We start from the raw sequence: 22729 nt of genomic DNA on the forward strand, positions 1-22729 counted from the left end.
AAACAACCAATTCCATGAGTATCGTGGTGCCCGCTGAGAAATCCGAATTGGTGGTTGAGGATCATCCTGAATGGGGGCCTTTCGGCGCGCCGCTTTTTGATGCCGATCATGCCCGTTCGCTCTCGCGGGTGGGGGTTATCGACATCGGCTCAAACTCTGTGCGGATGGTGGTGTTTGATGGGGCCGCCCGCAGCCCTGCCTATTTCTACAATGAAAAAATTCTCTGTGGCTTAGGGGAAGGCTTTGCAGAAACGGGGCGCTTGAACCCAGAAGGCCGCCAGCGCGCCCTGGTCGCGCTGCGCCGCTTTGCCATGCTGTGTAAGGGCATGGGGGTGGCACCTCTTTTGACTGTGGCCACTGCGGCGGTGCGCGATGCTCAAGATGGCGCGGACTTCCGCAAAGATGTGCTCGATCACACAGGCCTCGCGATCCGCATCGTGACAGGCGAAGAGGAGGCCCGTCTTTCTGCGCAAGGCGTTCTCTTGGGATGGCCCGGGGCCTATGGGTTGATCTGCGATATTGGTGGCTCATCAATGGAATTGGCCGCCCTTGAAGGCGGCGGCAGCATCGGGCGGCGCAGATCGGTGGATCTTGGGCCGCTCAAGCTGATGGGGATCACAGGCGGCAAACGCGCAATCAAGGCGCATATCAGAGCGCGCATTGCTGATCTCAAGGCTGAATTTCCCGAAGATCACCAAAGGCTGTTCTTGGTCGGCGGGTCATGGCGGGCTATCGCGCGGGTCGATATGGAGCGGCGCGGCTACCCGCTTAAGGTTTTGCATGAATATCGCATGACGCCGAAGGCCATTCTTGAAACAATTAAATATATTGCCAAGACCGACATCGAGACGCTGCGCGCACAGACAGGCACCAGTCTTGAACGTCTGCGCCTTGTGCCCCTTGCGGCGATCGTGCTGAAGGAATTGCTGCGGCAGTTGAAACCACGCGATGTGGCCATCTCAAGCTATGGTATCCGCGAAGGTCTGCTCTATGAACAAATGTCCGAAGAGCTGCGCCAACGCGACCCGCTGATCGAGGCCGCCCGCCACGCCGAGGCCATGTCCGCCCGCATTCCAGGGTTTGGGCGCAAACTCTATCATTTTGTTGAGCCGCTTTTTCCACGGGCAAAGCCTGCAAAAAAGCGACTGATCCGTGCGGCGTGCTTGCTGCATGATGTCTCATGGCGCGCGCATCCCGACTATCGTGCCGAGACATGTTTTGACAACGCAACGCGCGCCAATTTGGGCGGGCTCGCCCATTGGGAACGCGTCTATTTGGGTCTTGCCCTATTGCATCGGTATAAATCGAACCGCGAGGCGACACATTTTGACACCAATCTCTTGACCCTTTTGCCCGAGACTGAGGTGCAAGAAGCCGAGATTTTGGGGCGCGCCATGCGCTTTGGGGCGATGCTGACCTTGGAAAAACCGCTGGATCATTGCTATCTTGAAGTGAACAGGCGGCGCAAAAAATTGATCCTACATTTGCTCAGCGATGCGGCGGATGACCTGTTTGGCGAAGTCGCCCAAGCACGTTTCGGGGCTTTAGCCTTGTCTATGGGTCTTACGCCCGCCGTCACCGATGAGCGCAACAGCCGATGATCCGCGCCAAACCCCGTTTGGCCGTGCGCGGCCTGTTGGTGGTGGCAGATAAGCTGTTGCTTGTGAATGCCTATAAGGGGCGTGAAGGGGCGCTTTATTGCGCCCCGGGCGGTGGGGTTGAGGCAGGCCAATCCCTGCCCGAAAACCTACAGCGCGAATTTCACGAAGAAACGGGGCTGACAGTTGAGGTAGGTGCGCCCTGCTTGGTCAACGAGTTCCACGACCCTCAAGGCACATTTCATCAGGTCGACATTTATTTTCATGTGACCCATATCGCAGGCAATCTTACGGGAGAGTGGCACGATCCTGAGGGTGTGGTAAGCGAACGGCGCTGGGTGACGCGCGCAGAGCTTGCGACCCTACAGGTGAAACCTGATAGCCTTGCGCGCGTTGCATGGGATGGCGAGATCATGATCTATGACGCGCTAGAGCCAATTCTGCGCTAAGGCGCTTTATGCGCGCCCGTCAGACCATAGGCCACGCCACCAATGACAATGAGGCTTGCAGCGATCAAATGCAGCGTCAAAACCTCGTCCAATAGCAGCACACCGCCCAAAATTGCCAAAGGCGGCACACTGAGCTGCGCAAGCCCTGCGCGGGCGGCACCCAGATGCGGCAAGATCGTATACCACAGCGCATAGCCCATTCCCGAGGTCACCGCACCTGACAGGATCGCCAAACCCCGCCCCGTTGCATCGGCAGTCTGACCTTCGGGAAGGGGAAACAAGAACAGGGCCAAGGCGCAAAGGCCAAAGGCAATCCAAAAATTTACGGCGGTTTCAGGGATCGGGTCGCGGGCCTTTCGTCCCAAAAGCGAATAGCCCCCCCATCCCAACCCTGCGATCGCAATCGCGGCGACCGCATCTAGCGGCACAGTGATCTGCCCTTCTGGCAGAAGCAACCAAACCAACCCTGCAAGCGCCACAGCCGCGCCTCCCAAGCGGCGGGGTGACACCCCCTCCCCCAAAAGGAGCGATCCTGAAAACATGGTCAATTGCACCGCGCCAAAGAGTAGCAAAGTGCCCAAGCCCGCATCCAATTTCAAATAGGCCAATGAAAAGCCCAACATATAGGTCGCAAGGCAAAACCCGCCCGCAAGGCGCATCTTAGGGTTGGCGCGCGCAATAGCCATAAATTTCCGCCCGCGTAAAATTATACTCAGGCCAAGCAGCGTCACAGCGCCCGCGGCCACACGCCAAATTGCGAAATCCCCAACGCTGATATGCCCCCCCGCCACAGCCATACGGTTCAGCACCGAATTGGCAGCAAAAGCAATCAAGGTCAGAAAGGCCGCGAGGATCAACCGCGTCATGACAACAGCCTTTGCACAATATCCCCGCGCGCATAGGCAATCTGCCCGCCCGCAATTGTGGCGGCTACAGCATGGCTTTTGCCATCAAGGATGACAAAATCGGCGCGCTTGCCCGTGGCAATCTCACCACGATCCTGCAAACCCAAAAGCCGCGCAGGGCCAGAGGACACGAGCGCCCAAGCCTCTATCAAACCCATTCCCCCTTGCCACAAAGTCAGGGCGGCGCGCAGCAAAGCAGGGTATTGGTAATCTGACGCCAAAGCATCAACCAAACCCGCTTCGACCAAAAGCCGCGCAGATACCTTGCCCGCATGCGACCCGCCACGCAGAACATTGGGCGCCCCCATCACCACGCCATGGCCTTCTGCGCGCGCGGCCTCTGCGGCTTCGACTGTTTCAGGAAATTCCGCCAAGCTGACCCCAATCTCCGAGAATTGCGCATGGGTGGCGGGGGTTGCGTCATCATGGCTGCCCATCACCACCCCAAGTTCAGAAAGCTGTCCCGCCAGATCACGCAAGGCAGGCATCACTTCGGGCTTTCGGTCATGGAGGCTGTGCAGAAACGCGAGATGTGCTTCAGGCGAGCGGCCTGCCTTAAGCGCCTGCCCCGTCAAACGCGGCGGGCGTTTTCCCGCCGCTAAGGCCTCATGCGGCAGATGATCATTAAACACCACGCAAGCGATTTGGTGATCGCGCACCAAGTCTAAAATCGCGGCGTAATGGTCGACCATATTCATCTCAACGCGCAATTGCAGACGCAAATCACAGATCAAGCCCTGCGCATCTTGCAAGGCGCGGGCCATGGCGGCGGCAAAATCGGGGCCGCGCATCCCCCCCTCCCAAGAGTAGAATTGTGCAAGCATGGCTGTCGTTATCCCATTGGCCGCCAACTCCGCCTCGATGGGACGTATCCCTTCGCGCGGGTCGACAACGGCCCCACGACGGGGCGCAACATGGCGCTCGAACCCATCACCGTGGAAATCGACCAATCCCGGCAAGATGATATAGCCAGATAGATCAATACAGCGCAGGCCTTGATCTTGGGTGATGACCCCCTCTGCCATGCTCACAGGGCGCGGCGCAAGCCCCTCAGGGCCCAAGACCTCAGCCCCCATTAGCGTCAGGTTCAGACCCACCATGCGCCCTATCCCGCAGATGGATCGCGCCAGCGATTGACGATTGGATAGCGCCGATCCAACCAAAAAGCGCGGGACGTCAGCCGCGCCCCTGGTGCGGATTGAAAGCGCTTATATTCCGAAACGTAGATCAGATGCTCAACCCGCTTGACTGTCGCGGCATCAAACCCTTGTGCAACCAAATCTGCAACGCTTGTCTCTTGATCTATCAACCCTTCAAGGATGGCATCCAAAACCTCATATGGCGGCAGGCTATCCTCGTCTTTTTGATCATCGCGCAGTTCCGCCGATGGCGGCTTTTCAATCACCGACACAGGCATCACAGGCCCATCTGGCCCTTTCATCCAAGCGCGGTGGTTGGCATTGCGCCAATGGCATGTTGCAAAGACGCGCGTTTTATAAAGATCTTTGATCGGGTTATAGCCCCCTGCCATGTCGCCATAGATGGTGGCATAGCCTACCGCGACTTCGGATTTATTGCCCGTGGTTAACAACATTTCGCCGAATTTATTCGACAACGCCATCAGAAGAACCCCGCGCAAACGGGATTGGATGTTTTCCTCGGTCAAATCTGGATCGCGGCCTGCAAAAAGCGGGGCAAGCGTGGCCTCAACCGCCTCTTTCGGGGCCTCAATCGGCAAACTGTCAAGCGTGACCCCAAGCATCTCGGCCACATCGCGGGCATCATCAAGCGATGCCTGCGAGGTATAGCGCGAAGGCAGCATCACGCAATGGACATTTTCAGGGCCAATGGCATCGACAGCAATGGCCGCAACCAAGGCCGAGTCCACCCCGCCCGACAGACCCAAAACCGCGCGAGAAAACCCCGCCTTGGCCATGTAATCACGCAGTCCCAAAACCATCGCGTGGTAATCCGCCTCGATGTCATTGGGCAGGCGCGTCAGGTCAGTCTTGTCAATCTGCCAGCCCTCAGCCCCCTCTCGAAGTGTCAGATGGGTCATGCCTTCTTCAAAGGCGGGCATCTGCGCCACCAAGGCCCCGCCTTGGTTCAAGGCGAAACTGGCACCATCAAAAATCTGATCATCTTGCCCACCGACAAGGTTCAGATAGATCAATGGCAGGCCCGTCTCGATCACGCGCGCGACCATATGGGTCTGCCGCAATCCCATTTTGCCGCGATGATAGGGCGAGCCATTGGTGACAAGCAAAACCTCTGATCCTGCTTCGGCGAGCGTCTCGGTAATGTCCTCATGCCACGCATCTTCACAAATCGGGATGCCGATCCGCACAGGGCCAATTCGCACGGGGCCAGACGGATTGCCGGACTTGAAATACCGCTTTTCGTCAAAAACGCTGTCATTAGGCAAATGATGTTTATTGATCCGCGCAATCTGCACACCGCCTTGCAAAATGACATAGGCGTTGTTGATGCCCCCGCCTTCGGCAGGCAAAGGTAGGCCAATCCCACAGGCAGGGCCATCCTTAGTGGCCTCTGCCAAATCTTCTAAGGCCTCCGCGACCGAGGCCAAAAAAGCGGGCCGCGTAACAAGGTCTTGCAACTGATAGCCCGTCAGCGCCATTTCGGGGAACACCACCAAATCAGCCCCCGCATCCCGCGCTTCGGCCCAATAAGCCAAGACCTTTTGTGCATTGCCTGCGAGATCACCGACTGTGGGGTTAATCTGCGCAACACTCAAACAAAACCGAGACGCCATTTAGCTGTGCCTTCCCTACTCACTTACCCGAGGTTCTAGCAGATCAAACCCGCAGGCCAAGACCATTGCGCATATTGATCGCACCCAAAGGCGCAAAAGACGTTGCGAGATGAGGCGGGCTTCAATAGTTTCTTTGACAAGGCCAGAGGAAGCAGATGGGACATTTGCTAAATATGCGAAACAAAATGCGCCCCTTGGAAAGGACAGCACAGGCAGCTTTGCTTGGTCTTTTTTTGGGATTGGCGCCGCAAAGCGTGCTTGCCCAAGAGGGCGAAATCATCCGTGACGAACAGCAATATGACAATGGCGCGATCTATCGCGGGCAATTCCGCAACGGGCTGCAACATGGGACGGGCACCTATACTTTGCCCAACGGGTATGAATACACGGGTCAATGGGTTGACGGCCAAATTATGGGCGAAGGCCGCGCAACCTTTCCTGATGGGTCGATCTATGAAGGCGCGTTTGTGGCGGGCAAACCCAATGGCCAAGGCACGATCACCTTTGTCGATGGATCAACCTATACAGGCACTTGGGCAGACGGCCTCATGTCAGGCGAAGGGCGCGCCTTTTATTCCAACGGAATGACCTATACGGGCAGCTTTGTCGCAGGCCTTCAAGAGGGACAGGGGCGGCTGTCTAACACCGATGGTTACGTCTATGAAGGCGGGTGGCAATCTGGCCAGAAGCATGGACAAGGAAGCCTCACTTTCCCAGATAGCTCAACATATGTGGGGGAATTTCTCAACGATATGCGCCACGGCGTAGGACGTTTGGAAACCTCGGATGGCATGGTGTTTGAGGGCGCATGGGAAAATGATCAAATCAATGGTCAAGGCAGTCTGACCCAACCCAATGGCGATATCTATGAGGGCGGTTTGGTCAATGGCGCGCGCCAAGGCCAAGCCGTGGTGCGCTATGCGAATGGCGATCTCTATGAGGGCGAATTTCTTAACGACCGCCGCCATGGCCAAGGTCGTTTCACAGGTCATCAAGGGCTTGTTTATGACGGCCAATGGGTCGAAGGGCGCATTGAGGGACAAGGCGTGATGACCTATCCCGATGGCGTGGTCTATGCTGGCGGATTTGAAAATGATTTGGCCCATGGGACGGGAACCATCACCTATCCTGACGGCACCAAATACGAGGGCGATTGGGTCGCAGGCGCGATGCAAGGTTTTGGCATCGCGGAATATGCCGATGGGTTGCGCTATGAGGGCCAATTCCTCAATGGGCGCCAACACGGCCAAGGGGTCATGACCTCAACCAACGGCTATCGCTACGAGGGCGGATGGAACGCGGGCCTGCGCGAAGGGGAGGGGATCACAACCTATCCTGATGGCAGCAGCTATCGTGGACAATTCGTGGGCGGGGCGCGCGAAGGCATGGGCCGCCTCGAAATGGCCGATGGGTTTACCTATGAGGGCGCTTGGCGCACAGGTGAAATCACAGGCCAAGGCGTGGCGCGCTATCGCTCGGGCGATGTTTATGAGGGGACGTTTGAAAACGGAACCCGCCATGGCCAAGGGCGACTGACCTATGCCACGGGCCAAGTGGTAGACGGGCTATGGGAAAACGGCCAATTCGTGGGCGCGGGGGCGGCGGATTTGCCACCTGCCCCCGAAACCCCTGATGTCAGCGAACCGCAATCACAGTAAAATCAGGCTGCGATCAGCCCCATGCTTTCGAGTTTCAACAGCACCTGCTGCGCGCAGTAATCCACCTCTGTGCCTTCGGTATCGACCACCAATTCTGCGACGGTTGGGGCCTCGTAAGGATCAGAAATCCCTGTGAATTCCTTAATTTTGCCCTCGCGCGCCAATTTATAGAGACCCTTGCGGTCACGGCGCTCGCATTCGTCAAGGCTGGTGGCCACATGCACCTCAACAAAAGCGCCAAAGCTTTCGACCATCTCGCGCACCGAGCGGCGGGTCGCGGTATAGGGCGCGATGGGGGCGCAAATGGCGATCCCGCCATTCTTCGTGATCTCCGAGGCGACATAGCCAATGCGGCGAATATTGATGTCGCGGTGTTCCTTGCTGAACCCCAATTCCGAGGAGAGATGCTTGCGCACCACATCCCCATCAAGCAGCGTCACAGGACGGCCGCCCATTTCCATCAGCTTGACCATCAGGGCATTCGCAATGGTCGATTTGCCCGAGCCTGAAAGCCCGGTGAAAAACACCGTAAAGCCCTGCTTGCTGCGCGGTGGAGAGGTGCGGCGCAATTCCTTGACCACCTCGGGGAAGGAGAACCATTCGGGAATTTCCAAACCCTCGCGCAGGCGGCGGCGCAGTTCCGTGCCCGAAATATCCAGAACCGTATCGCCCTCTGGCACCTCATTGGCGGGGTAATATTGGGCCTTTTCTTGCACATAGACCATGTGCTTGAAATCCACCATCTCAAGGCCGATTTCATCCTGGTGCTCTTTGAACAGATCCTGCGCATCATAGGGGCCATAGAAATCTTTGCCGTTTGAATTCTTACCTGGCCCCGCGTGATCGCGCCCCACGATGAAATGGGTGCAGCCGTGATTGGCGCGGATCAAGCCGTGCCAAACCGCCTCGCGCGGGCCAGCCATACGCATGGCAAGGTTCAGCAAGCTCATGGTTGTGGTTGCGGCAGGGTATTTATCAAGCACCGCCTCGTAGCAGCGCACACGGGTAAAGTGATCCACATCGCCGGGCTTGGTCATGCCAACCACAGGATGGATCAACAGGTTTGCCTGTGCCTCTTTGGCGGCGCGGAAGGTCAATTCCTGATGCGCGCGGTGCAGCGGGTTGCGGGTTTGGAAGGCAACAATCCGCTTCCACCCCAATTTGCGGAAATAGGCCCGCATCTCGTTGGGCGTATCACGGCGCGCACGGAAATCGTAATGCACGGGCTGTTGGATGCCCGTGATCACCCCGCCCAAATAAACGGGGCCTGCCACATTATGCAGATAGTTCACCGCAGGATGTGCCAGATCATCTGCGCCAAACACCTTTTCTGCCTCGCGCGCCTTATTGGGCACCCATTTGTCAGAAATGGAGAGGATCGCAAGGATCACCCCCTCTTGATCGCGCAGTGCGATATCTTGGCCCGTCTCGACCTTGGCGGCGAAGTCCTCGGAAATATCAAGCGTGATCGGCATTGGCCAAAGCGTGCCATCGGCCAGACGCATGGTCTCAACTACGCTGTCATAATCCTCCTGCCCCAAAAACCCTTTGAGCGGGTTAAACCCGCCATTCATCAGCAATTCCAAATCACAGATTTGGCGCGGGGTCAGATCCCATGAAACCAACTCCGCGGCCTCAAGCTTGAGCTTCTGCGCGGAGTCGTAAGAGACATAAAGTTCAGGGATCGGGGCGTGAAATTGGGCAGCCATCAAGTTTACTTTCCAACAAAGGTCAAAACATTAGGGGCCGCAAAAAACGGCACGGCCCCGCATTGAGCGCCGCCATAGACCCTGAATGTGGCGAAATTCAAGCAGAGCTGTCCTTTACGAAGAAAAAAGAAACAGCGTGATTGCCAATCCGCCGCAAACGAAATGGCGGTGCTGAAAAATCGGCAATCACGCAGCCCCTGTTCTTAGCCCTATTCGGCGGCTTTCACATCACCTGCCGCTTGTTCCGCCAACCACCGCTCGGCATCCAAAGCGGCCATACAGCCCATGCCTGCGCTTGTGACCGCTTGGCGATAGGTATGGTCGGTCAAATCCCCCGCCGCAAAAACGCCAGGGATCGAGGTGCGGGTCGTGCCAGGTTCAACCCAAACATAACCGCCCGAATGCAGCTTGAGCTGATCCTTGATCAAATCGCTGGCAGGTGCATGGCCAATGGCCACGAAAAACCCTTTGCAAGGCACTTCGGTAATGGCGCCTGTCTCGACATGGCGCGCTTTGACCGCCTCAACACCACGGGGGGCATCAGTGCCGTCCACCTCATCCACCTCGTGGTTCCAGATCACCTCGATTTTCGGATTTTTGAAAAGCCGATCTTGCATGATCTTTTCCGCGCGCAGGCTGTCGCGGCGGTGGATCAATGTGACCTTTGAGGCGAAATTGGTGAGAAACAGCGCCTCTTCAACGGCGGTATTGCCGCCACCTATAACCACCACCTCTTGCCCGCGATAGAAGAACCCATCACAGGTGGCACAGGCCGAGACACCAAAGCCCTTGAAATGATCTTCAGAGGGCAAGCCCAACCACCGCGCCTGCGCGCCTGTCGCCAGAACCACCGCATCGGCCGTATATGTTGTGCCCGTATCGCCCGAAGCGCGGAAAGGACGCTGCGATAAATCGAGATCAGAAATATGATCCGAGATGATCTCTGCCCCCATCTCGCGGGCGTGGTTCTCCATCCGCACCATGAGATCAGGCCCCATGACCGAGGCATCACCCGGCCAGTTTTCAACATCCGTTGTGATGGTCAACTGTCCGCCCGGTTGGATGCCTTGCACCAAAATCGGCTCTAACATGGCACGGCTGGCGTAAACCGCCGCCGTGTAGCCCGCAGGGCCAGAGCCAATAATCAAAAGACGGGTATGGCGGGTTGCACTCATGAGATGGATCCTTCATTAAACCTGTCACGCGCCGCCATCGCAGCATGGGCAATGACACCCGAACGACACAGCGCGGCACGTATCTTGATCCTGATATAACCACCGATCGCCCGCGATGAAAGCCCCGCCTAAGCCTTGCAAAGCGGCGCTCAATATTCCATATATTGCGCGGGTGCGAAATAAAATTGCGTATTTCTGGCATTATCGCTCAGGATCGCAAAGTCGCGAGCGAGAGGATAACAATAATGCCAACGACCAAACTCGATCCGATTGACCGCAAGATTCTTGCGGAACTGCAAAGTGACGGGCGGATGACCAATGTGGAATTGGCCAAACGCGTTGGGATTTCTGCACCCCCTTGTCTACGGCGCGTACGCACTTTGGAGGAGTCGGGCTATATCCGCGGCTATCACGCAGATGTCGATGCGCGGATGCTTGGGTTCGAAGTTCAGGTTTTCGCCATGGTAGGCCTGCACAGTCAGGCCGAGGCTGATTTGGTCGCCTTTGAAAACCGCTGTGCCGAGTGGCCCCTTGTGCGCGAATGTCATATGCTGAACGGCGAGATTGATTTCATCTTGAAATGCGTGGCACCTGACCTGTCCACTTTTCAAAGCTTCCTCACCGAACACCTAACCGCCGCTCCGAATGTTGCAAGCGTGCGCACATCGCTTGTCATTCGTGGGGCTAAGGATCAACCGGGCGTGCCCTTCGAAGTTCTCGAAGACCGACTGGCCAAGATGGATTAAGGCGAAGCGGCTTATCCTGCCCGTTCCAAGCCAATTTCTACACGATCCGTCATCGCTGGTCGCTGCACTTCGGTTTCATCGCGCATCCAAGGCATGCGTGGCGCTTCGTGCTCGGTCATCGCGATCACCGACTCCATCCAACGTGTTTTCATCTCAGACCCTCCAAAAAGATTCGCGCAACATCGCGCTTTGATGGGTCTAAATTCGCGTCCAAATCTGTCAAAGATTGGACGAAATCCCGTCAGCATGGGGAAAGAAAAAGGTGATTGCGCGGCAAAGCCTAAAGGCGAATAGCCGAAATCAGGCGCCCGTAATCCGCTTCGCCCCGATGCGTGGCGCGGCGGTAGGAAAAGAACAGTTCTTCGTCACGATAGGTGCAATGCCCGCACCATTCTGCCTGCCCGATGCCCGCATTGCGCAGGCGCGTTAATCCGTAGCTTGGTAAATCAAAGAGATATTTATCAGGTGCCGCCCCATTGATAAAAAACCGCCCAGACTGCGGATCATCATCCACGAATTCCTCAAAGAATTCTTGCCCAACCTCATAATTGGCTTGGCTGATCGTAGGGCCAATCACCGCGTTGATTTTTTCGCGCACCGCCCCTTGTGCAACCATCAAGTCAATCGTAGCCTCAAGAACCCCTGCCCGCGCGCCCTTCCAACCCGCATGGGCAGCGCCAATCACGCCTGCCTCCGCTTCATGAAGCAGGACAGGCTGACAATCAGCCGTGAGAATCGCAATGGCCAAATCCTTGCTGCAGGAAACCAGACCATCTGCCTCAGGGGTGCCGCCGCCAATCGGGCCCTCAACCAAGACAACATCTGCGGAATGCGTTTGATACACCGTCACAAGGCAATCTTCCGCCACCCCCATCTCACGCGCCACACGCGCGCGGTTGATTTCGACCAAATCTGATTGATCAGATGATCCCGCACCACAATTCAGACTGCTAAAAATGCCGCTAGATGCACCACCCTTGCGTGTAAAAAAACCATGCTTTGCTGCCCCCAAAAGCGGGGATGTGATCGGGTCAATTGGAGCGAAATGCGCAGCCATCTCACATATCCCTTATTTCAAGATCATCCAAACCAGGCAGGGCGGGCGCAGACTGTTGTGTAAGACCCAGCACTTTGAATAGCTGTCCCATTTCTTCGGGGTGGGTCAACCTACGATGCGCGGCAATATGTGATTGAAGCGCGTCACCGTGCAGTTTTTGCGCAAGCGCCTGCGCCCTTGCGGTGATCCCCAGACGCTCAAGAAACAGACCTTGCGTCTGTAGCGATGCCGCGCGGGCAGGTGCGGCACTGGCCGCCAAAGGCTGAAACGCCACATGGGCGGTCAGATCGGATGTGCCAATATCCACCAATGGATCGGCGTATCTGTGATCTTTGACGGCTTGAAAGGTGTCGCCTGCGCTGATCCAATCCCCGTAGTCAATCAAAAGCGCCGCGCCGCCCTGCGCATCAATGCGCCGCCCGATATCTGATGCAATCGCCTCGGCCGCAGCATTAACCTCGACAATCGCACCCTCTGGCATGTCACCAAAACGGGCTGTTATCCAATCGGGCGCAATGACAGGGCCAAGCCCCCATATGAGCGCGCCCTGATCTGCACCGATTTGGCGTTCATGCCATCCGTCACGCCCTTTTTGAAATTGCCGAATGGGCAAGGCATCAAAAAATTCATTCGCCACCAAATAAAGCGGCCCGTCCGGTAGGGTGGCAATAGTGTCGTGAAATTGTGGTTGATACTGTCCCAAAGCCTCTGCTTGGGCCGTGCGCATCAAGGGCGAGGCTTCGACCATGTGCAGTCTGATCGTTTGGGTGAATTCGGGCAGCAGTTTCGCGGCGCGCAAAATATCAGCCATCAAGGTCCCGCGCCCGCCGCCAAGCTCGACCAAATTTACATCGGATGGTCTGCCTTGGTCAGACCAAACCTGCACCAACCACAACCCGATCATCTCACCAAAGATTTGCGAGACTTCGGGTGCCGTCACAAAATCCCCGCCCCGACCAATAGCGGGTTTCTTCATATAATACCCAAATTCAGGGTGAAGCAGCGCCTCGGTCATAAACTCGGCCACAGAAAGCGGGCCTGACTGCGCGATACGGCGCAACAGCCGGTCCTGCGCGCGCCCTGCCCCCATTAGGCACCTGCCTTGCGCCGCGCGACCAAGATCACCGCTAGCCCCACAATGACCATGGGCAATGACAAGATCTGCCCCATGCTCAGACCAATATCATCTGACAGCCACAGCGCATAACCGCGCGGATGGTTCACGAAGAACTGTGCATCAGGTTGGCGGAAATATTCGACAATAAACCGCCCTAGCCCATAGCCTGCAAGAAACAGACCCGCCACTTGTCCTGGCACCCGCAACGCCCCTTGACGATGGATCACATACAGGATCACAAGCCCCAAGATGAGGCCCTCAAGCAGCGCTTCGTAAAGCTGTGACGGGTGGCGCGCACAAACTTGCATGCCTGCATCCATCACAATCCCCACAGGGCCCGAACAGTCCTGTGCCGCGGCCCCGGGAAAGATCACGCCCCAAGGCGCATCGGTCGGTCGCCCCCATAGCTCGGCATTAATGAAATTGGCGCTGCGCCCCAGAAAGAGCGCAGGCGGGGTGGCCAAGGCTAACAGGTCGGCAAGGCTTGCTATGCTGACCTTATGGACACGACAAAACAAAAGCCCCGCGATGACAACACCCAAAAAGCCGCCATGAAAAGACATCCCCCCCTGCCAAACCTGCAAAATCTCAGCAGGGTTTTGCAGGTAATAGCTTGGCTGATAGAACAGCACATATCCAAGCCGCCCCCCAAGGATCACGCCCAAGACCATCCATGTCAAAAGCGGTTCTACAACTTCGGGGGACATCGCGGCGGTGGCATGTCTCCACAGCGTGGATTTGCGCAAATGCCGTACGATCATCCATGCAGCGATGAGAAACCCAGCGATATAGGCCAGCGCGTACCACCGCAGGGCAAAGTGAAACCCACCAAAATCAATTGAGAAGAGCGCAGGCGAGATATCTGGAAACGGTATCGCGTAAAACATAGCGGCCCTTTTTGATGCGCGTGGGAACCCTTGTTGGATAGACCCCCATGCGGCGATGTCAACCTTGAAGCGCCGCGCCATTTACCCCATATCAAGGTCGAACGTATGAACGCGCCCCGCCGCGAGACAAGAGGACAGCCTATGCAAACCCGCAATAAGATGATGGATGACATCAGCCAATTGATGACCAACGCCATGGGTGTGGCCCAAGGCGCACGCGAGGAAGCGGAAAATGCGATGAAATCGCTGATGGATCGCTGGCTTGCGGATCGCGACTTTGTCACCCGCGAGGAATTTGATGCCGTGCGCGCAATGGCCCAAAAAGCGCGCGAAGAAAATGAGGCGCTGTCTGCGCGGCTAGAGGCATTGGAAAAGAAAAAGAAATAAGCGCGGTTACAGTGCGGTTAAAGCGCTGTTACACAAGGGCGGGTTTGGCCAGACCAAACCCGCCCTATCTTTATGCACAGCCCCCAATTTCTTGTGGACAGGATTAAGAAAACCGCAATTTCTGGGTGCGTCATCAAAATATTGCTTTACAGGCGAAGAAAGTAACCGCACCATATTTGGTATGGGGCCGCGCAAATCAGCCGACCCTGAGTGGAGACACCCAGCCTTAGTGGGCAAATTGGGATTGAACCCAACGCCCGCGACAGGCTGCCAAGAATGAGGCCTAGGGCAATGTCACTTTCCGAGCAGTATATGGATGTCGAAGACCTCCATCCCATCGATATCGTTGAAACCCTTGCCACACGGCATGAATGGGATTTCGACCGTGTTGCCGATGATCAAATCGCAATGGCCCTAGAGGGGCAGTGGCGCACCTATTCGGTGACGCTGGCATGGTCGAGCTATGACGAAACGCTGCGGATGATCTGCACCTTCGACATGGATCCACCCGCCGAATCCATGGGCAAGCTTTACGAGACATTGAACCTTGCCAATGACAAATGCTGGGCGGGCGCGTTCAGTTTCTGGGCCGAGCACAAGATGATGGTCTATCGCTACGGCTTGGTTCTCGCAGGGGATCAACTGGCAAGCCCCGAGCAGATTGCCTGCATGGTTGAAACCGCTATTTTGGCAAGTGAACGCTATTACCCCGCCTTCCAATTGGCTTGTTGGGGAAGCCAATCACCAAGCGAAGCAATCCAAGTGGCCATTGCCGAAGGGTTCGGTCGCGCCTAACCTGTTGCAAACCGCAACACGGGATGAGTGATGACGTATAACGATATTGCCGCGCGCGGCATGGTGATTTTCGGCTGTGGGAAAATGGGCTCTGCCATGTTGGCAGGGTGGCTTGCACGAGGAATACCACCTGCCTGCGTGACCGTAATTGACCCGCACCCCTCTGATTGGCTCAAGGCTGCGGGGGTAAATCTTAACACGCCCCTGCCCGCAAATGCCGCTGTGGCCATTATCGCGGTGAAGCCGCAGATGATGGGCGAAGCTTTACCCAATCTTACGGCGCATATAGGCCCCAAGACATTGGTGATCTCTGTAGCGGCAGGCACACCAATCGGCAGATTTGAAGGCGAATTTGGCGCATCCACCAAAATTATCCGCGCCATGCCCAACACCCCCGCTGCAATCGGGTGCGGGATCACCGCGCTTATTGGCAACGGGCAGTGCAGCCAAGCCGATCTTGAGCTTGGCGAAACACTGTTATCTGCGGTCGGTCAGGTGGTGCGTCTTGAAACGGAAGATCAGATTGACGCTGTGACAGGCGTCTCGGGCTCTGGCCCTGCCTATGTCTTCTATATGATTGACAGTCTCGCTGCGGCCGCGCGCGCCGAAGGCCTGCCTGGCGAGATGGCGATGGAATTGGCCAAGGCCACAGTCGCGGGCGCAGGGGCCTTGGCCCGAGAGGCCGGCGAGAGCCCAGAACAATTGCGCATCAACGTGACATCGCCCAATGGCACCACGCAGGCGGGACTAGAGGTTTTGATGGATGAGGCAAGCGGCCTCGCCCCCCTCATCCGCAAAACAGTCAAGGCTGCGGCGGCGCGATCCCGCGCACTGAAAGGATAAGCCTGATGGAAACCGATTTTGAAACATTCCTGAAGGTCGACATTCGCGTGGGGCGCGTCACCCGGGCCGAGCCCTTTCCCGAGGCCCGCAAACCTGCAATCAAGTTATGGGTAGATTATGGGCCAGAGATTGGGGTCAAAAAAAGCTCGGCCCAAATCACCGCGCATTATGCGCCCGAGGCATTGGTGGGCAAGCTTGTTACGGGGGTGGTGAATTTTCCACCCCGCCAGATCGGCCCCTTCATGTCCGAGGCGCTTGTGCTTGGATTTCATGATGCGGGCGGGGATGTGGTTTTGGCCGTGCCCGACAAGGATGCGCCCCTTGGCGCGCGACTATGTTGACGGGCTATCCCCGACCGCTTCGCGCCAGTGACGGCGGCACAAGCTGACATAGGTTTCATTGCCGCCGATTTGCACCTGCTCCCCTGATTTGGCAACGCTGCCATCAGGGGATTTTCGTACCACCATCGTGGCTTTGCGCCCGCAATGGCAAATCGTTCTGATCTCACGCAGATCATCCGCCAAGGCCAAAAGCGCGGCGGAGCCTTCGAATAATTCACCGCGGAAATCAACGCGAAGGCCGTAGGTCATCACGGGAAGCCCCAAATCATCAGCCACACGCGCCAATTGCCAGACCTGTGCCTTGGTGAGGAACTGCGCTTCATCCAGAAAGACGCAATCAATCGGCTGCGCTTTGTGCGCTGCCTCGATAAGCGCGAACAAGTCTTTATCAGGGGCAAAGGTTACGGCCTCTTTCGACAGCCCAATGCGGCTTGCAATACGGCCTTGGCCTGCGCGCGTATCGTGATGCGCCGTCAACAGAAATGGCGTCTGGCCGCGTTCGCTATAATTATGGGCCGCCTGTAAAAGCAGGGTCGACTTGCCCGCATTCATAGTCGAAAAATTGAAATATAGCTTGGCCATGGCGCGCCCTATTGTTCCTTTGTCGCCATATGCCAATAGATGCACCCGCCTTGCAAGCGCGTCCTCTCACTCGAAGTTCAAAACCCGTGATCTAAAAACAGGCTATACCCAAGCCAAGTTTTGGCAACAGGAGCGCCCACTATGATCACCCGCCGCGCAGTCATAAAGTCAGGCTTAGCACTGCCGTTCGTCACACAGCCTCTGCTTGCTCAGGCAGTCTTTCAACGTGATGGCGTGGCTTTGCGGGGGTATGATCCTGTGGCCTATTTCACCAATGGCGCCGCCACCAAAGGTGAGTCGGACTGCGCCGCGCACTGGGACAACGCTACATGGCATTTTGCATCAGCAGCCAACCGCGCGCAATTCTTGAACAGCCCCGAAGCCTTTGCCCCGCAATATGGGGGCTGTTGCGCTTGGGCCGTATCGCAAGGCTATACGGCCCCGATTGGCCCTGATGCATGGCGCATCGTTGACGGGAAATTATACCTCAACGCCAACTGGCGCATTCAACGCCGCTGGGAACAGGATATCGCGGGGCATATTGCCCGCGCAGATGCCAATTGGCCAAACCTCCGCGCGGGGTTGTAATTGGGGCTTTACCCCTGCAGCGAACGCACCGCCAATTCACCCTCACGTGAGGCTTTCATGGCCAAGGCTGCCGCATGGCTGCCTGCAAGCGTGGTGTAATAGGGGATCTTATCATAGAGCGCGACTGTGCGCATCGAACGGCTGTCTTCAACCGCTTGCGCGCCTTCGGTCGTGTTCAAGACCAGATCAACCATCCCGTCCTTCATCATATCGACAATCGTGCGCCCACCTTCATAGGCCTTGTTGACCACATCAGATGAAATCCCGTGATCAGCCAAGAATTTCGCCGTGCCCGAGGTGGCCAAAATCTTGAGGCCCAAATCGGTCAAGGTTTGCGCTGTCTCCACCAAGAGCGGCGATTTATCCGCATCTTTGATCGACAAGAACACTGTGCCTGCCGTTGGTAAAACAGTTCCCGCGCCAAGCTGCGCCTTGAGGAAGGCCCGCGAAAAGCTGCGATCCCATCCCATCACCTCACCCGTTGATCGCATTTCTGGCCCAAGCAGCGTATCCACGCCAGGGAAACGGGCAAAGGGCAGAACCGCTTCCTTGACCGAGAACCACGGCGTGCGGAAATCTGACAGGCTCATCGGGTCGCCCATCGGGATAGACGCGTTGTCATCCACAGGTTGATGAGGTGCGGCCTTTGGGAAAACCGAAAGTTTCTCTCCCGCCATCAAGCGCGCTGCGATAGAGGCAATTGCGCTATCCGTGGCCTTGGCCACAAAGGGCACAGTGCGCGAAGCGCGTGGATTGACCTCAATCAGATAGATATCATCGCCTTTGACCGCAAATTGAACATTCATCAAACCAACAACATTGAGCGCGCGCGCCAATGCCTCGGTCTGGCGGGTGATCTCTGCGATAATCGCATCGCTGAGCGTATGAGGGGGCAAGGAACAGGCACTGTCGCCCGAATGCACGCCCGCCTCCTCAATATGCTGCATAATGCCCGCGACATGAACCGCGTCACCATCGCACAGCGCATCCACATCAACCTCGGTCGCGCCATCAAGATAGCTGTCGAGAAGCACGGGGCTGTCGCCAGACACCACCACAGCCTCTGCGATATAGCGGTTAAGCTGTGCCGTATCGCGCACGATCTCCATTGCGCGACCACCCAGAACGTAAGAGGGGCGGATCACCAAAGGATAGCCCAAGGCTTCAGCCGCGGCTTTTGCCTCTTCGTCAGAATGGGCAATCGCATTTTCGGGCTGCTTGAGCTCAAGCTTTTGAACAAGCTGCTGGAACCGCTCGCGATCCTCCGCCAAATCAATCGCATCGGGCGATGTGCCAAGGATTGGGATGCCCGCCTCATGCAGCGCGTTGGCCAATTTCAGCGGAGTCTGACCGCCAAATTGCACGATAACCCCATGCAATGTGCCTGCGTCCTGCTCCACACGCAGAATCTCCATCACATGCTCGTAGGTGAGAGGCTCGAAATACAGGCGGTCGGACGTATCATAATCTGTTGAAACAGTCTCTGGGTTACAATTGATCATGATGGTTTCATAGCCTTGCGCGGTCAGCGCAAAACACGCGTGACAGCAGCAATAATCAAATTCGATCCCCTGCCCAATGCGGTTTGGTCCGCCGCCCAAAATCACAACTTTTTTCGCATCCGAAGGACGCGCTTCGCATTCCACATCGCCCATCGCAGGGGCCTCATAGGTGGAATACATATAGGGGGTCTGCGCCTCAAACTCGGCCGCGCAGGTGTCGATTCGCTTAAATGCGGCAACGATCCCTGCACTGGTGCGATCAGCCCGCACAGACGCCTCGCTGCGGCCCGTCAGTGTCGCCAAACGCGCATCGGTGAAGCCCATCATCTTGATCTTGCGCAAGGCATCCGCCTCACGCGGCAGGCCATTGGTGCGAATATCTTCCTCGACATCCACGATCTCGCGAATGCGGGCCAAGAACCATGGATCAAATTTGGTGACATGGCCGATCTCGTAATTGGTCAGACCATGGCGCATGGCTTGGGCGATCACACGCAGACGATCAGGTGTCTGCAGGCTGAGCGCCTTCGTGATGGCGGCCTTATCAGGCGCGCCCGCAATCTCGATCTCGTCAAAGCCAGAAAGCCCGGTCTCAAGGCTGGCCAAGGCTTTTTGCACACTCTCATGGAAGCTGCGGCCAATGGCCATTGCCTCGCCCACGGATTTCATCGCCGTGGTCAATTCAGGCTTAGAGCCGGGGAATTTCTCAAAAGCAAAGCGTGGAATCTTGGTGACAACATAATCGATGCTTGGCTCAAAGCTGGCAGGGGTGACACGGGTGATGTCATTGTCCAACTCATCCAATGTATAACCTACGGCCAATTTCGCTGCGATTTTCGCAATCGGGAACCCCGTGGCCTTAGAGGCAAGCGCCGATGAACGCGACACGCGCGGATTCATCTCTATCACCACCATCCGCCCATCGGCGGGGTTAATTGCCCATTGCACGTTGGAGCCGCCCGTCTCAACGCCAATCTCGCGCAACACAGCAATCGAGCCGTTGCGCATGATCTGATATTCTTTATCGGTCAGGGTCAGCGCGGGCGCGACTGTGATACTGTCGCCTGTATGCACGCCCATCGGATCTACGTTTTCGATGGAACAGACGATGATCGCGTTATCCGCTTTGTCGCGGACAACCTCCATCTCGTATTCTTTCCAACCAAGCAGCGATTCATCGACCAAAATCTGCGCCACGGGCGAGGCCTCAAGCCCAGAGCGGCAGTAATACTCATATTCTTCGCGGTTATATGCCACACCGCCGCCTGTGCCGCCCAAGGTAAACGCAGGGCGAATAATGGCGGGCAAGCCGATGTCTTCCAAGGCCTCCATCGCATCGCGCAGACCTGCGGCGATGTCGAATTTTTCATTCTCTTTTTTCGGCGCCGCAACGATCGTGGCGCGCGGGTTTTCAAGGCCAATACGTTCCATCGCCTCGCGGAACAGCTTGCGATCTTCGGCCATTTCAATCGCAGGGCGTTTTGCCCCAATCATCTCGACCCCGAATTTCTCCAACACACCCGCTTCTTCAAGTGAGAGAGCGGTGTTCAGACCCGTCTGACCGCCCATTGTAGGCAACAGCGCATCGGGGCGCTCTTTCTCGATAATCTTTGCGACAACATCGGGGGTGATTGGCTCGATATAGGTGGCATCGGCCAGTTCTGGATCGGTCATAATGGTCGCGGGGTTAGAATTGACCAGAATGACGCGATACCCTTCTTCGCGTAGGGCCTTACAGGCTTGTGCGCCCGAATAGTCAAATTCGCAGGCTTGCCCAATGATGATTGGCCCCGCGCCGATGATCATGATAGAGCGGATATCGGTTCTTTTGGGCATCGGAAAACCTCGGTATTGGCTGCGGGCCTACAAGCGGCGAAACATCAGGGTGCTACCGGGCACGCAAAGGCGCGCTTCTAGAGCGGTGCAAATTGATGGCGTTATAGTCAAGCGAGAGCGCGGCGCAAGGGCAGAAGCGCGGCAAAATTTCCCACGCCCCTCCCAAGAGGCAGGATCACGCTGCGCCTGTCACCCGATTGATATGGCCCATCTTACGGCCTGCACGGGTTTCAGCCTTACCATATAAGTGAATTTGAACGCCTTTTGTCTCTGCCATCTCAGCCGCGCGCGCCACATCATCACCGATGAGATTCTCCATCACAACATTTGCGTGACGGCTGCCATCCCCCAAGGGCCAGCCAGTGATGGCGCGGATATGCTGCTCAAACTGATCGACTGCGCAGCCTGCTTGCGTCCAATGGCCAGAGTTATGCACCCGTGGTGCAATCTCATTGACGAACAAGCCCTCGGGCGTGACGAACAGCTCGACCCCCATGACACCCACATAATCCAAAGCCATGACAATTTTTGAGGCCAGCAAAACCGCATCCGCGCGCAGCATGGCAGGCAAGTCAGCAGGGACAGTGGTGGTGGCAAGGATGCCATCGCGGTGGATGTTTTCACCTGGATCATAGGCCGAGACACGGCCATCGCGCCCGCGCGCAATGATCACCGAAACCTCTCGGCTAAACTTTACAAAGCCCTCGGAAATTGCAGGCGCCCCATTGAGGCTAGCATAAGCGGTATCCGCTTCGGACGCGGCCATAACTCGCGCTTGCCCCTTGCCGTCATAACCAAAACGGCGGGTCTTTAGGATCGCGGGACAGCCCGTTTTTTCAAGCGCCTGCGCCACGCCCTCGGCCGCATCAATCGCACAATAAGGCGCGGTTTTCAGACCTAGACTGTTGAGAAAATCCTTCTCCACCAAGCGATCCTGAGACACTTCAAGCGCAGTGCGCGCAGGAAAGAGCGGGCGCGTATCTTCGAGCAGGGCCAAGGCCGCGCTTGGGATATTTTCAAATTCAAAGGTCAACACATCGCAAGACAGCGCAAAGGCCTTGAGCGCCTCATGATCATCATATCCCGCTTGCGTCACGGATATTGCCACATCACCCGCAGGGGCCTGTGCGCTTGGCTCGAAAATCCGAACTTTATATCCAAGGCGTGCTGCGGCCATAGCAAGCATGCGCCCCAATTGACCGCCCCCCAAAATACCAATCACGCTGCCATTGGGCAGAACCTCATGCGTCATCTTGAGGATCCTCAGGGATCGAGGCGGAAAGATCAGCGCGCCATTGATCCAGACGCGCAGCAAGATCTGCGTCATGCACGGCCAAAATGGCCGCCGCCATCAGCCCAGCATTGGCCGCCCCCGCAGCGCCAATCGCCATGGTCGCCACAGGAAATCCGCGCGGCATCTGCAAAATCGAATAAAGCGAATCAACCCCAGACAAGGCCTTGGTTTGCACGGGCACGCCGATGACGGGCACCCGCGTCTTTGACGCCATCATACCCGGCAAATGCGCAGCCCCACCTGCGCCTGCGATAATCACCTTCAAGCCACGGCTTGCGGCGGTTTTACCATAGTCCCACAGCCGATCAGGTGTGCGATGCGCCGAAACGATTTTCGTTTCGTAAGGAACACCCAGCGCGTCAAGCATTTCTGCGGCTTCGCGCATGGTGGGCCAATCAGACTGGCTGCCCATGATGATGCCAATTTCGATATCCGCCATGGGGAGGATCCTTTGCAATAAGCGTTGTGCGAAGGGCGCACTATAGCG

Annotated in this window: 22 protein-coding genes; 9 read left to right on the forward strand and 13 right to left on the reverse strand. The window is 56.8% G+C overall.

What is annotated here, in order from left to right; translation table 11 throughout:
• Positions 1 to 14 precede the first annotated feature (14 nt).
• Entirely contained in the window at positions 15 to 1601 is a 1587-nt protein-coding gene (locus tag AAC621_RS03810) for a Ppx/GppA family phosphatase (RefSeq protein ID WP_340252396.1), read from the forward strand.
• A complete protein-coding gene (locus tag AAC621_RS03815) occupies positions 1598 to 2047 on the forward strand; it encodes an NUDIX domain-containing protein (RefSeq protein WP_340252398.1) in 450 nt (149 codons plus the stop codon). The genes AAC621_RS03810 and AAC621_RS03815 overlap by 4 nt, the downstream gene beginning before the upstream one ends.
• Here AAC621_RS03815 and AAC621_RS03820 read toward each other — a convergent pair.
• From AAC621_RS03820 to AAC621_RS03830, 3 genes are read right to left on the reverse strand one after another with little or no spacing between them, the layout of a single operon-like run.
• Positions 2044 to 2913 (reverse strand): DMT family transporter, encoded by an 870-nt coding sequence (locus AAC621_RS03820; protein WP_340252400.1) that lies wholly within the window; start codon positions 2911 to 2913, stop codon positions 2044 to 2046. The genes AAC621_RS03815 and AAC621_RS03820 overlap by 4 nt on opposite strands.
• Entirely contained in the window at positions 2910 to 4052 is a 1143-nt protein-coding gene (locus AAC621_RS03825; RefSeq protein ID WP_340252402.1) for an alpha-D-ribose 1-methylphosphonate 5-triphosphate diphosphatase, read from the reverse strand. The genes AAC621_RS03820 and AAC621_RS03825 overlap by 4 nt, the downstream gene beginning before the upstream one ends.
• Before the next feature lie 5 nt (positions 4053 to 4057).
• Entirely contained in the window at positions 4058 to 5725 is a 1668-nt protein-coding gene (locus tag AAC621_RS03830) for an NAD+ synthase (protein WP_340252404.1), read from the reverse strand.
• A 173-nt stretch (positions 5726 to 5898) separates the two neighbouring features.
• Here AAC621_RS03830 and AAC621_RS03835 point away from each other — a divergent pair, with 173 nt between their 5' ends.
• The gene (locus tag AAC621_RS03835) at positions 5899 to 7383 is read left to right on the forward strand and encodes a 2-isopropylmalate synthase (protein ID WP_445322482.1); all 1485 of its coding nucleotides are present in this window, start codon (positions 5899 to 5901) and stop codon (positions 7381 to 7383) included.
• Between the two features lie 2 nt (positions 7384 to 7385).
• On the opposite strand, the gene AAC621_RS03840 is transcribed toward AAC621_RS03835, so the two are convergent.
• Both AAC621_RS03840 and trxB read right to left on the reverse strand, forming a co-directional pair.
• Positions 7386 to 9092: a bifunctional sulfate adenylyltransferase/adenylylsulfate kinase gene (locus AAC621_RS03840; RefSeq protein WP_340252408.1), complete on the reverse strand. Its 1707-nt coding sequence runs from the start codon at positions 9090 to 9092 to the stop codon at positions 7386 to 7388.
• 209 nt (positions 9093 to 9301) lie between these two features.
• Entirely contained in the window at positions 9302 to 10267 is a 966-nt protein-coding gene (gene trxB, locus AAC621_RS03845) for a thioredoxin-disulfide reductase (RefSeq protein ID WP_340252410.1), read from the reverse strand.
• 245 nt (positions 10268 to 10512) lie between these two features.
• Here trxB and AAC621_RS03850 point away from each other — a divergent pair, with 245 nt between their 5' ends.
• Positions 10513 to 11013, forward strand: coding sequence for an Lrp/AsnC family transcriptional regulator (locus AAC621_RS03850; RefSeq protein WP_340243371.1), 501 nt, complete (start codon positions 10513 to 10515; stop codon positions 11011 to 11013).
• A gap of 11 nt (positions 11014 to 11024) precedes the next feature.
• On the opposite strand, the gene AAC621_RS03855 is transcribed toward AAC621_RS03850, so the two are convergent.
• From AAC621_RS03855 to lgt, 4 genes are all read right to left on the reverse strand, one after another.
• Positions 11025 to 11165, reverse strand: a complete 141-nt coding sequence (locus tag AAC621_RS03855) for a hypothetical protein (protein ID WP_340252412.1) — start codon at positions 11163 to 11165, stop codon at positions 11025 to 11027.
• Between the two features lie 128 nt (positions 11166 to 11293).
• Positions 11294 to 12070, reverse strand: a complete 777-nt coding sequence (gene pgeF / locus AAC621_RS03860; protein ID WP_340252414.1) for a peptidoglycan editing factor PgeF — start codon at positions 12068 to 12070, stop codon at positions 11294 to 11296.
• 1 nt (position 12071) lies between these two features.
• The gene (locus AAC621_RS03865; protein ID WP_340252416.1) at positions 12072 to 13160 is read right to left on the reverse strand and encodes a class I SAM-dependent methyltransferase; all 1089 of its coding nucleotides are present in this window, start codon (positions 13158 to 13160) and stop codon (positions 12072 to 12074) included.
• Positions 13160 to 14074 (reverse strand): prolipoprotein diacylglyceryl transferase, encoded by a 915-nt coding sequence (lgt, locus tag AAC621_RS03870; RefSeq protein WP_340252418.1) that lies wholly within the window; start codon positions 14072 to 14074, stop codon positions 13160 to 13162. Before lgt ends, AAC621_RS03865 begins: the two co-directional genes overlap by 1 nt.
• Positions 14075 to 14215: 141 nt before the next feature.
• Here lgt and AAC621_RS03875 point away from each other — a divergent pair, with 141 nt between their 5' ends.
• From AAC621_RS03875 to AAC621_RS03890, 4 genes are all read left to right on the forward strand, one after another.
• On the forward strand, positions 14216 to 14461 hold the full coding sequence (locus tag AAC621_RS03875; RefSeq protein ID WP_317656693.1) for an accessory factor UbiK family protein: 246 nt from the start codon (positions 14216 to 14218) through the stop codon (positions 14459 to 14461).
• 291 nt (positions 14462 to 14752) lie between these two features.
• A complete protein-coding gene (locus tag AAC621_RS03880) occupies positions 14753 to 15256 on the forward strand; it encodes a type III secretion system chaperone family protein (RefSeq protein WP_340252420.1) in 504 nt (167 codons plus the stop codon).
• Between the two features lie 30 nt (positions 15257 to 15286).
• Entirely contained in the window at positions 15287 to 16099 is an 813-nt protein-coding gene (gene proC / locus AAC621_RS03885; protein ID WP_340252422.1) for a pyrroline-5-carboxylate reductase, read from the forward strand.
• A 5-nt stretch (positions 16100 to 16104) separates the two neighbouring features.
• A complete protein-coding gene (locus tag AAC621_RS03890) occupies positions 16105 to 16440 on the forward strand; it encodes a tRNA-binding protein (protein WP_445322483.1) in 336 nt (111 codons plus the stop codon).
• Here AAC621_RS03890 and AAC621_RS03895 read toward each other — a convergent pair.
• The gene (locus AAC621_RS03895; RefSeq protein WP_340252424.1) at positions 16432 to 17022 is read right to left on the reverse strand and encodes a thymidine kinase; all 591 of its coding nucleotides are present in this window, start codon (positions 17020 to 17022) and stop codon (positions 16432 to 16434) included. The genes AAC621_RS03890 and AAC621_RS03895 overlap by 9 nt on opposite strands.
• A 141-nt stretch (positions 17023 to 17163) precedes the next feature.
• Here AAC621_RS03895 and AAC621_RS03900 point away from each other — a divergent pair, with 141 nt between their 5' ends.
• Positions 17164 to 17610, forward strand: a complete 447-nt coding sequence (locus AAC621_RS03900; RefSeq protein WP_340252426.1) for a YHS domain-containing (seleno)protein — start codon at positions 17164 to 17166, stop codon at positions 17608 to 17610.
• Positions 17611 to 17618: 8 nt separating this feature from the next.
• Here the strand turns inward: AAC621_RS03900 and carB are convergent, their stop codons facing one another.
• The 3 genes from carB to purE form a co-directional block, all read right to left on the reverse strand.
• Positions 17619 to 20948: a carbamoyl-phosphate synthase large subunit gene (carB, locus tag AAC621_RS03905; protein WP_340252428.1), complete on the reverse strand. Its 3330-nt coding sequence runs from the start codon at positions 20946 to 20948 to the stop codon at positions 17619 to 17621.
• Between the two features lie 175 nt (positions 20949 to 21123).
• Complete coding sequence (locus AAC621_RS03910; protein WP_340252430.1) at positions 21124 to 22200, reverse strand: 5-(carboxyamino)imidazole ribonucleotide synthase; 1077 nt, start codon at positions 22198 to 22200, stop codon at positions 21124 to 21126.
• On the reverse strand, positions 22190 to 22681 hold the full coding sequence (gene purE, locus AAC621_RS03915; RefSeq protein ID WP_340252432.1) for a 5-(carboxyamino)imidazole ribonucleotide mutase: 492 nt from the start codon (positions 22679 to 22681) through the stop codon (positions 22190 to 22192). The genes AAC621_RS03910 and purE overlap by 11 nt, the downstream gene beginning before the upstream one ends.
• Positions 22682 to 22729: the final 48 nt, after the last annotated feature.

It is taken from the genome of Roseobacter sp. HKCC-CH-9208 (genome assembly GCF_037805125.1).
Classification (GTDB): Bacteria; Pseudomonadota; Alphaproteobacteria; order Rhodobacterales; family Rhodobacteraceae; genus M30B80.

What these genes read in the sequence shown, in the direction of transcription:
- AAC621_RS03810 (WP_340252396.1), top strand. Translation starts at nt 15, where the DNA reads ATGAGTATCGTGGTGCCCGCTGAGAAATCCGAATTGGTGGTTGAGGAT.
- AAC621_RS03815 (WP_340252398.1), top strand. Translation starts at nt 1,598, where the DNA reads ATGATCCGCGCCAAACCCCGTTTGGCCGTGCGCGGCCTGTTGGTGGTG.
- AAC621_RS03820 (WP_340252400.1), bottom strand. Translation starts at nt 2,913, where the DNA reads ATGACGCGGTTGATCCTCGCGGCCTTTCTGACCTTGATTGCTTTTGCT.
- AAC621_RS03825 (WP_340252402.1), bottom strand. Translation starts at nt 4,052, where the DNA reads ATGGTGGGTCTGAACCTGACGCTAATGGGGGCTGAGGTCTTGGGCCCT.
- AAC621_RS03830 (WP_340252404.1), bottom strand. Translation starts at nt 5,725, where the DNA reads ATGGCGTCTCGGTTTTGTTTGAGTGTTGCGCAGATTAACCCCACAGTC.
- AAC621_RS03835 (WP_445322482.1), top strand. Translation starts at nt 5,899, where the DNA reads ATGCGAAACAAAATGCGCCCCTTGGAAAGGACAGCACAGGCAGCTTTG.
- AAC621_RS03840 (WP_340252408.1), bottom strand. Translation starts at nt 9,092, where the DNA reads ATGGCTGCCCAATTTCACGCCCCGATCCCTGAACTTTATGTCTCTTAC.
- trxB (WP_340252410.1), bottom strand. Translation starts at nt 10,267, where the DNA reads ATGAGTGCAACCCGCCATACCCGTCTTTTGATTATTGGCTCTGGCCCT.
- AAC621_RS03850 (WP_340243371.1), top strand. Translation starts at nt 10,513, where the DNA reads ATGCCAACGACCAAACTCGATCCGATTGACCGCAAGATTCTTGCGGAA.
- AAC621_RS03855 (WP_340252412.1), bottom strand. Translation starts at nt 11,165, where the DNA reads ATGAAAACACGTTGGATGGAGTCGGTGATCGCGATGACCGAGCACGAA.
- pgeF (WP_340252414.1), bottom strand. Translation starts at nt 12,070, where the DNA reads ATGGCTGCGCATTTCGCTCCAATTGACCCGATCACATCCCCGCTTTTG.
- AAC621_RS03865 (WP_340252416.1), bottom strand. Translation starts at nt 13,160, where the DNA reads ATGGGGGCAGGGCGCGCGCAGGACCGGCTGTTGCGCCGTATCGCGCAG.
- lgt (WP_340252418.1), bottom strand. Translation starts at nt 14,074, where the DNA reads ATGTTTTACGCGATACCGTTTCCAGATATCTCGCCTGCGCTCTTCTCA.
- AAC621_RS03875 (WP_317656693.1), top strand. Translation starts at nt 14,216, where the DNA reads ATGCAAACCCGCAATAAGATGATGGATGACATCAGCCAATTGATGACC.
- AAC621_RS03880 (WP_340252420.1), top strand. Translation starts at nt 14,753, where the DNA reads ATGTCACTTTCCGAGCAGTATATGGATGTCGAAGACCTCCATCCCATC.
- proC (WP_340252422.1), top strand. Translation starts at nt 15,287, where the DNA reads ATGACGTATAACGATATTGCCGCGCGCGGCATGGTGATTTTCGGCTGT.
- AAC621_RS03890 (WP_445322483.1), top strand. Translation starts at nt 16,105, where the DNA reads ATGGAAACCGATTTTGAAACATTCCTGAAGGTCGACATTCGCGTGGGG.
- AAC621_RS03895 (WP_340252424.1), bottom strand. Translation starts at nt 17,022, where the DNA reads ATGGCCAAGCTATATTTCAATTTTTCGACTATGAATGCGGGCAAGTCG.
- AAC621_RS03900 (WP_340252426.1), top strand. Translation starts at nt 17,164, where the DNA reads ATGATCACCCGCCGCGCAGTCATAAAGTCAGGCTTAGCACTGCCGTTC.
- carB (WP_340252428.1), bottom strand. Translation starts at nt 20,948, where the DNA reads ATGCCCAAAAGAACCGATATCCGCTCTATCATGATCATCGGCGCGGGG.
- AAC621_RS03910 (WP_340252430.1), bottom strand. Translation starts at nt 22,200, where the DNA reads ATGACGCATGAGGTTCTGCCCAATGGCAGCGTGATTGGTATTTTGGGG.
- purE (WP_340252432.1), bottom strand. Translation starts at nt 22,681, where the DNA reads ATGGCGGATATCGAAATTGGCATCATCATGGGCAGCCAGTCTGATTGG.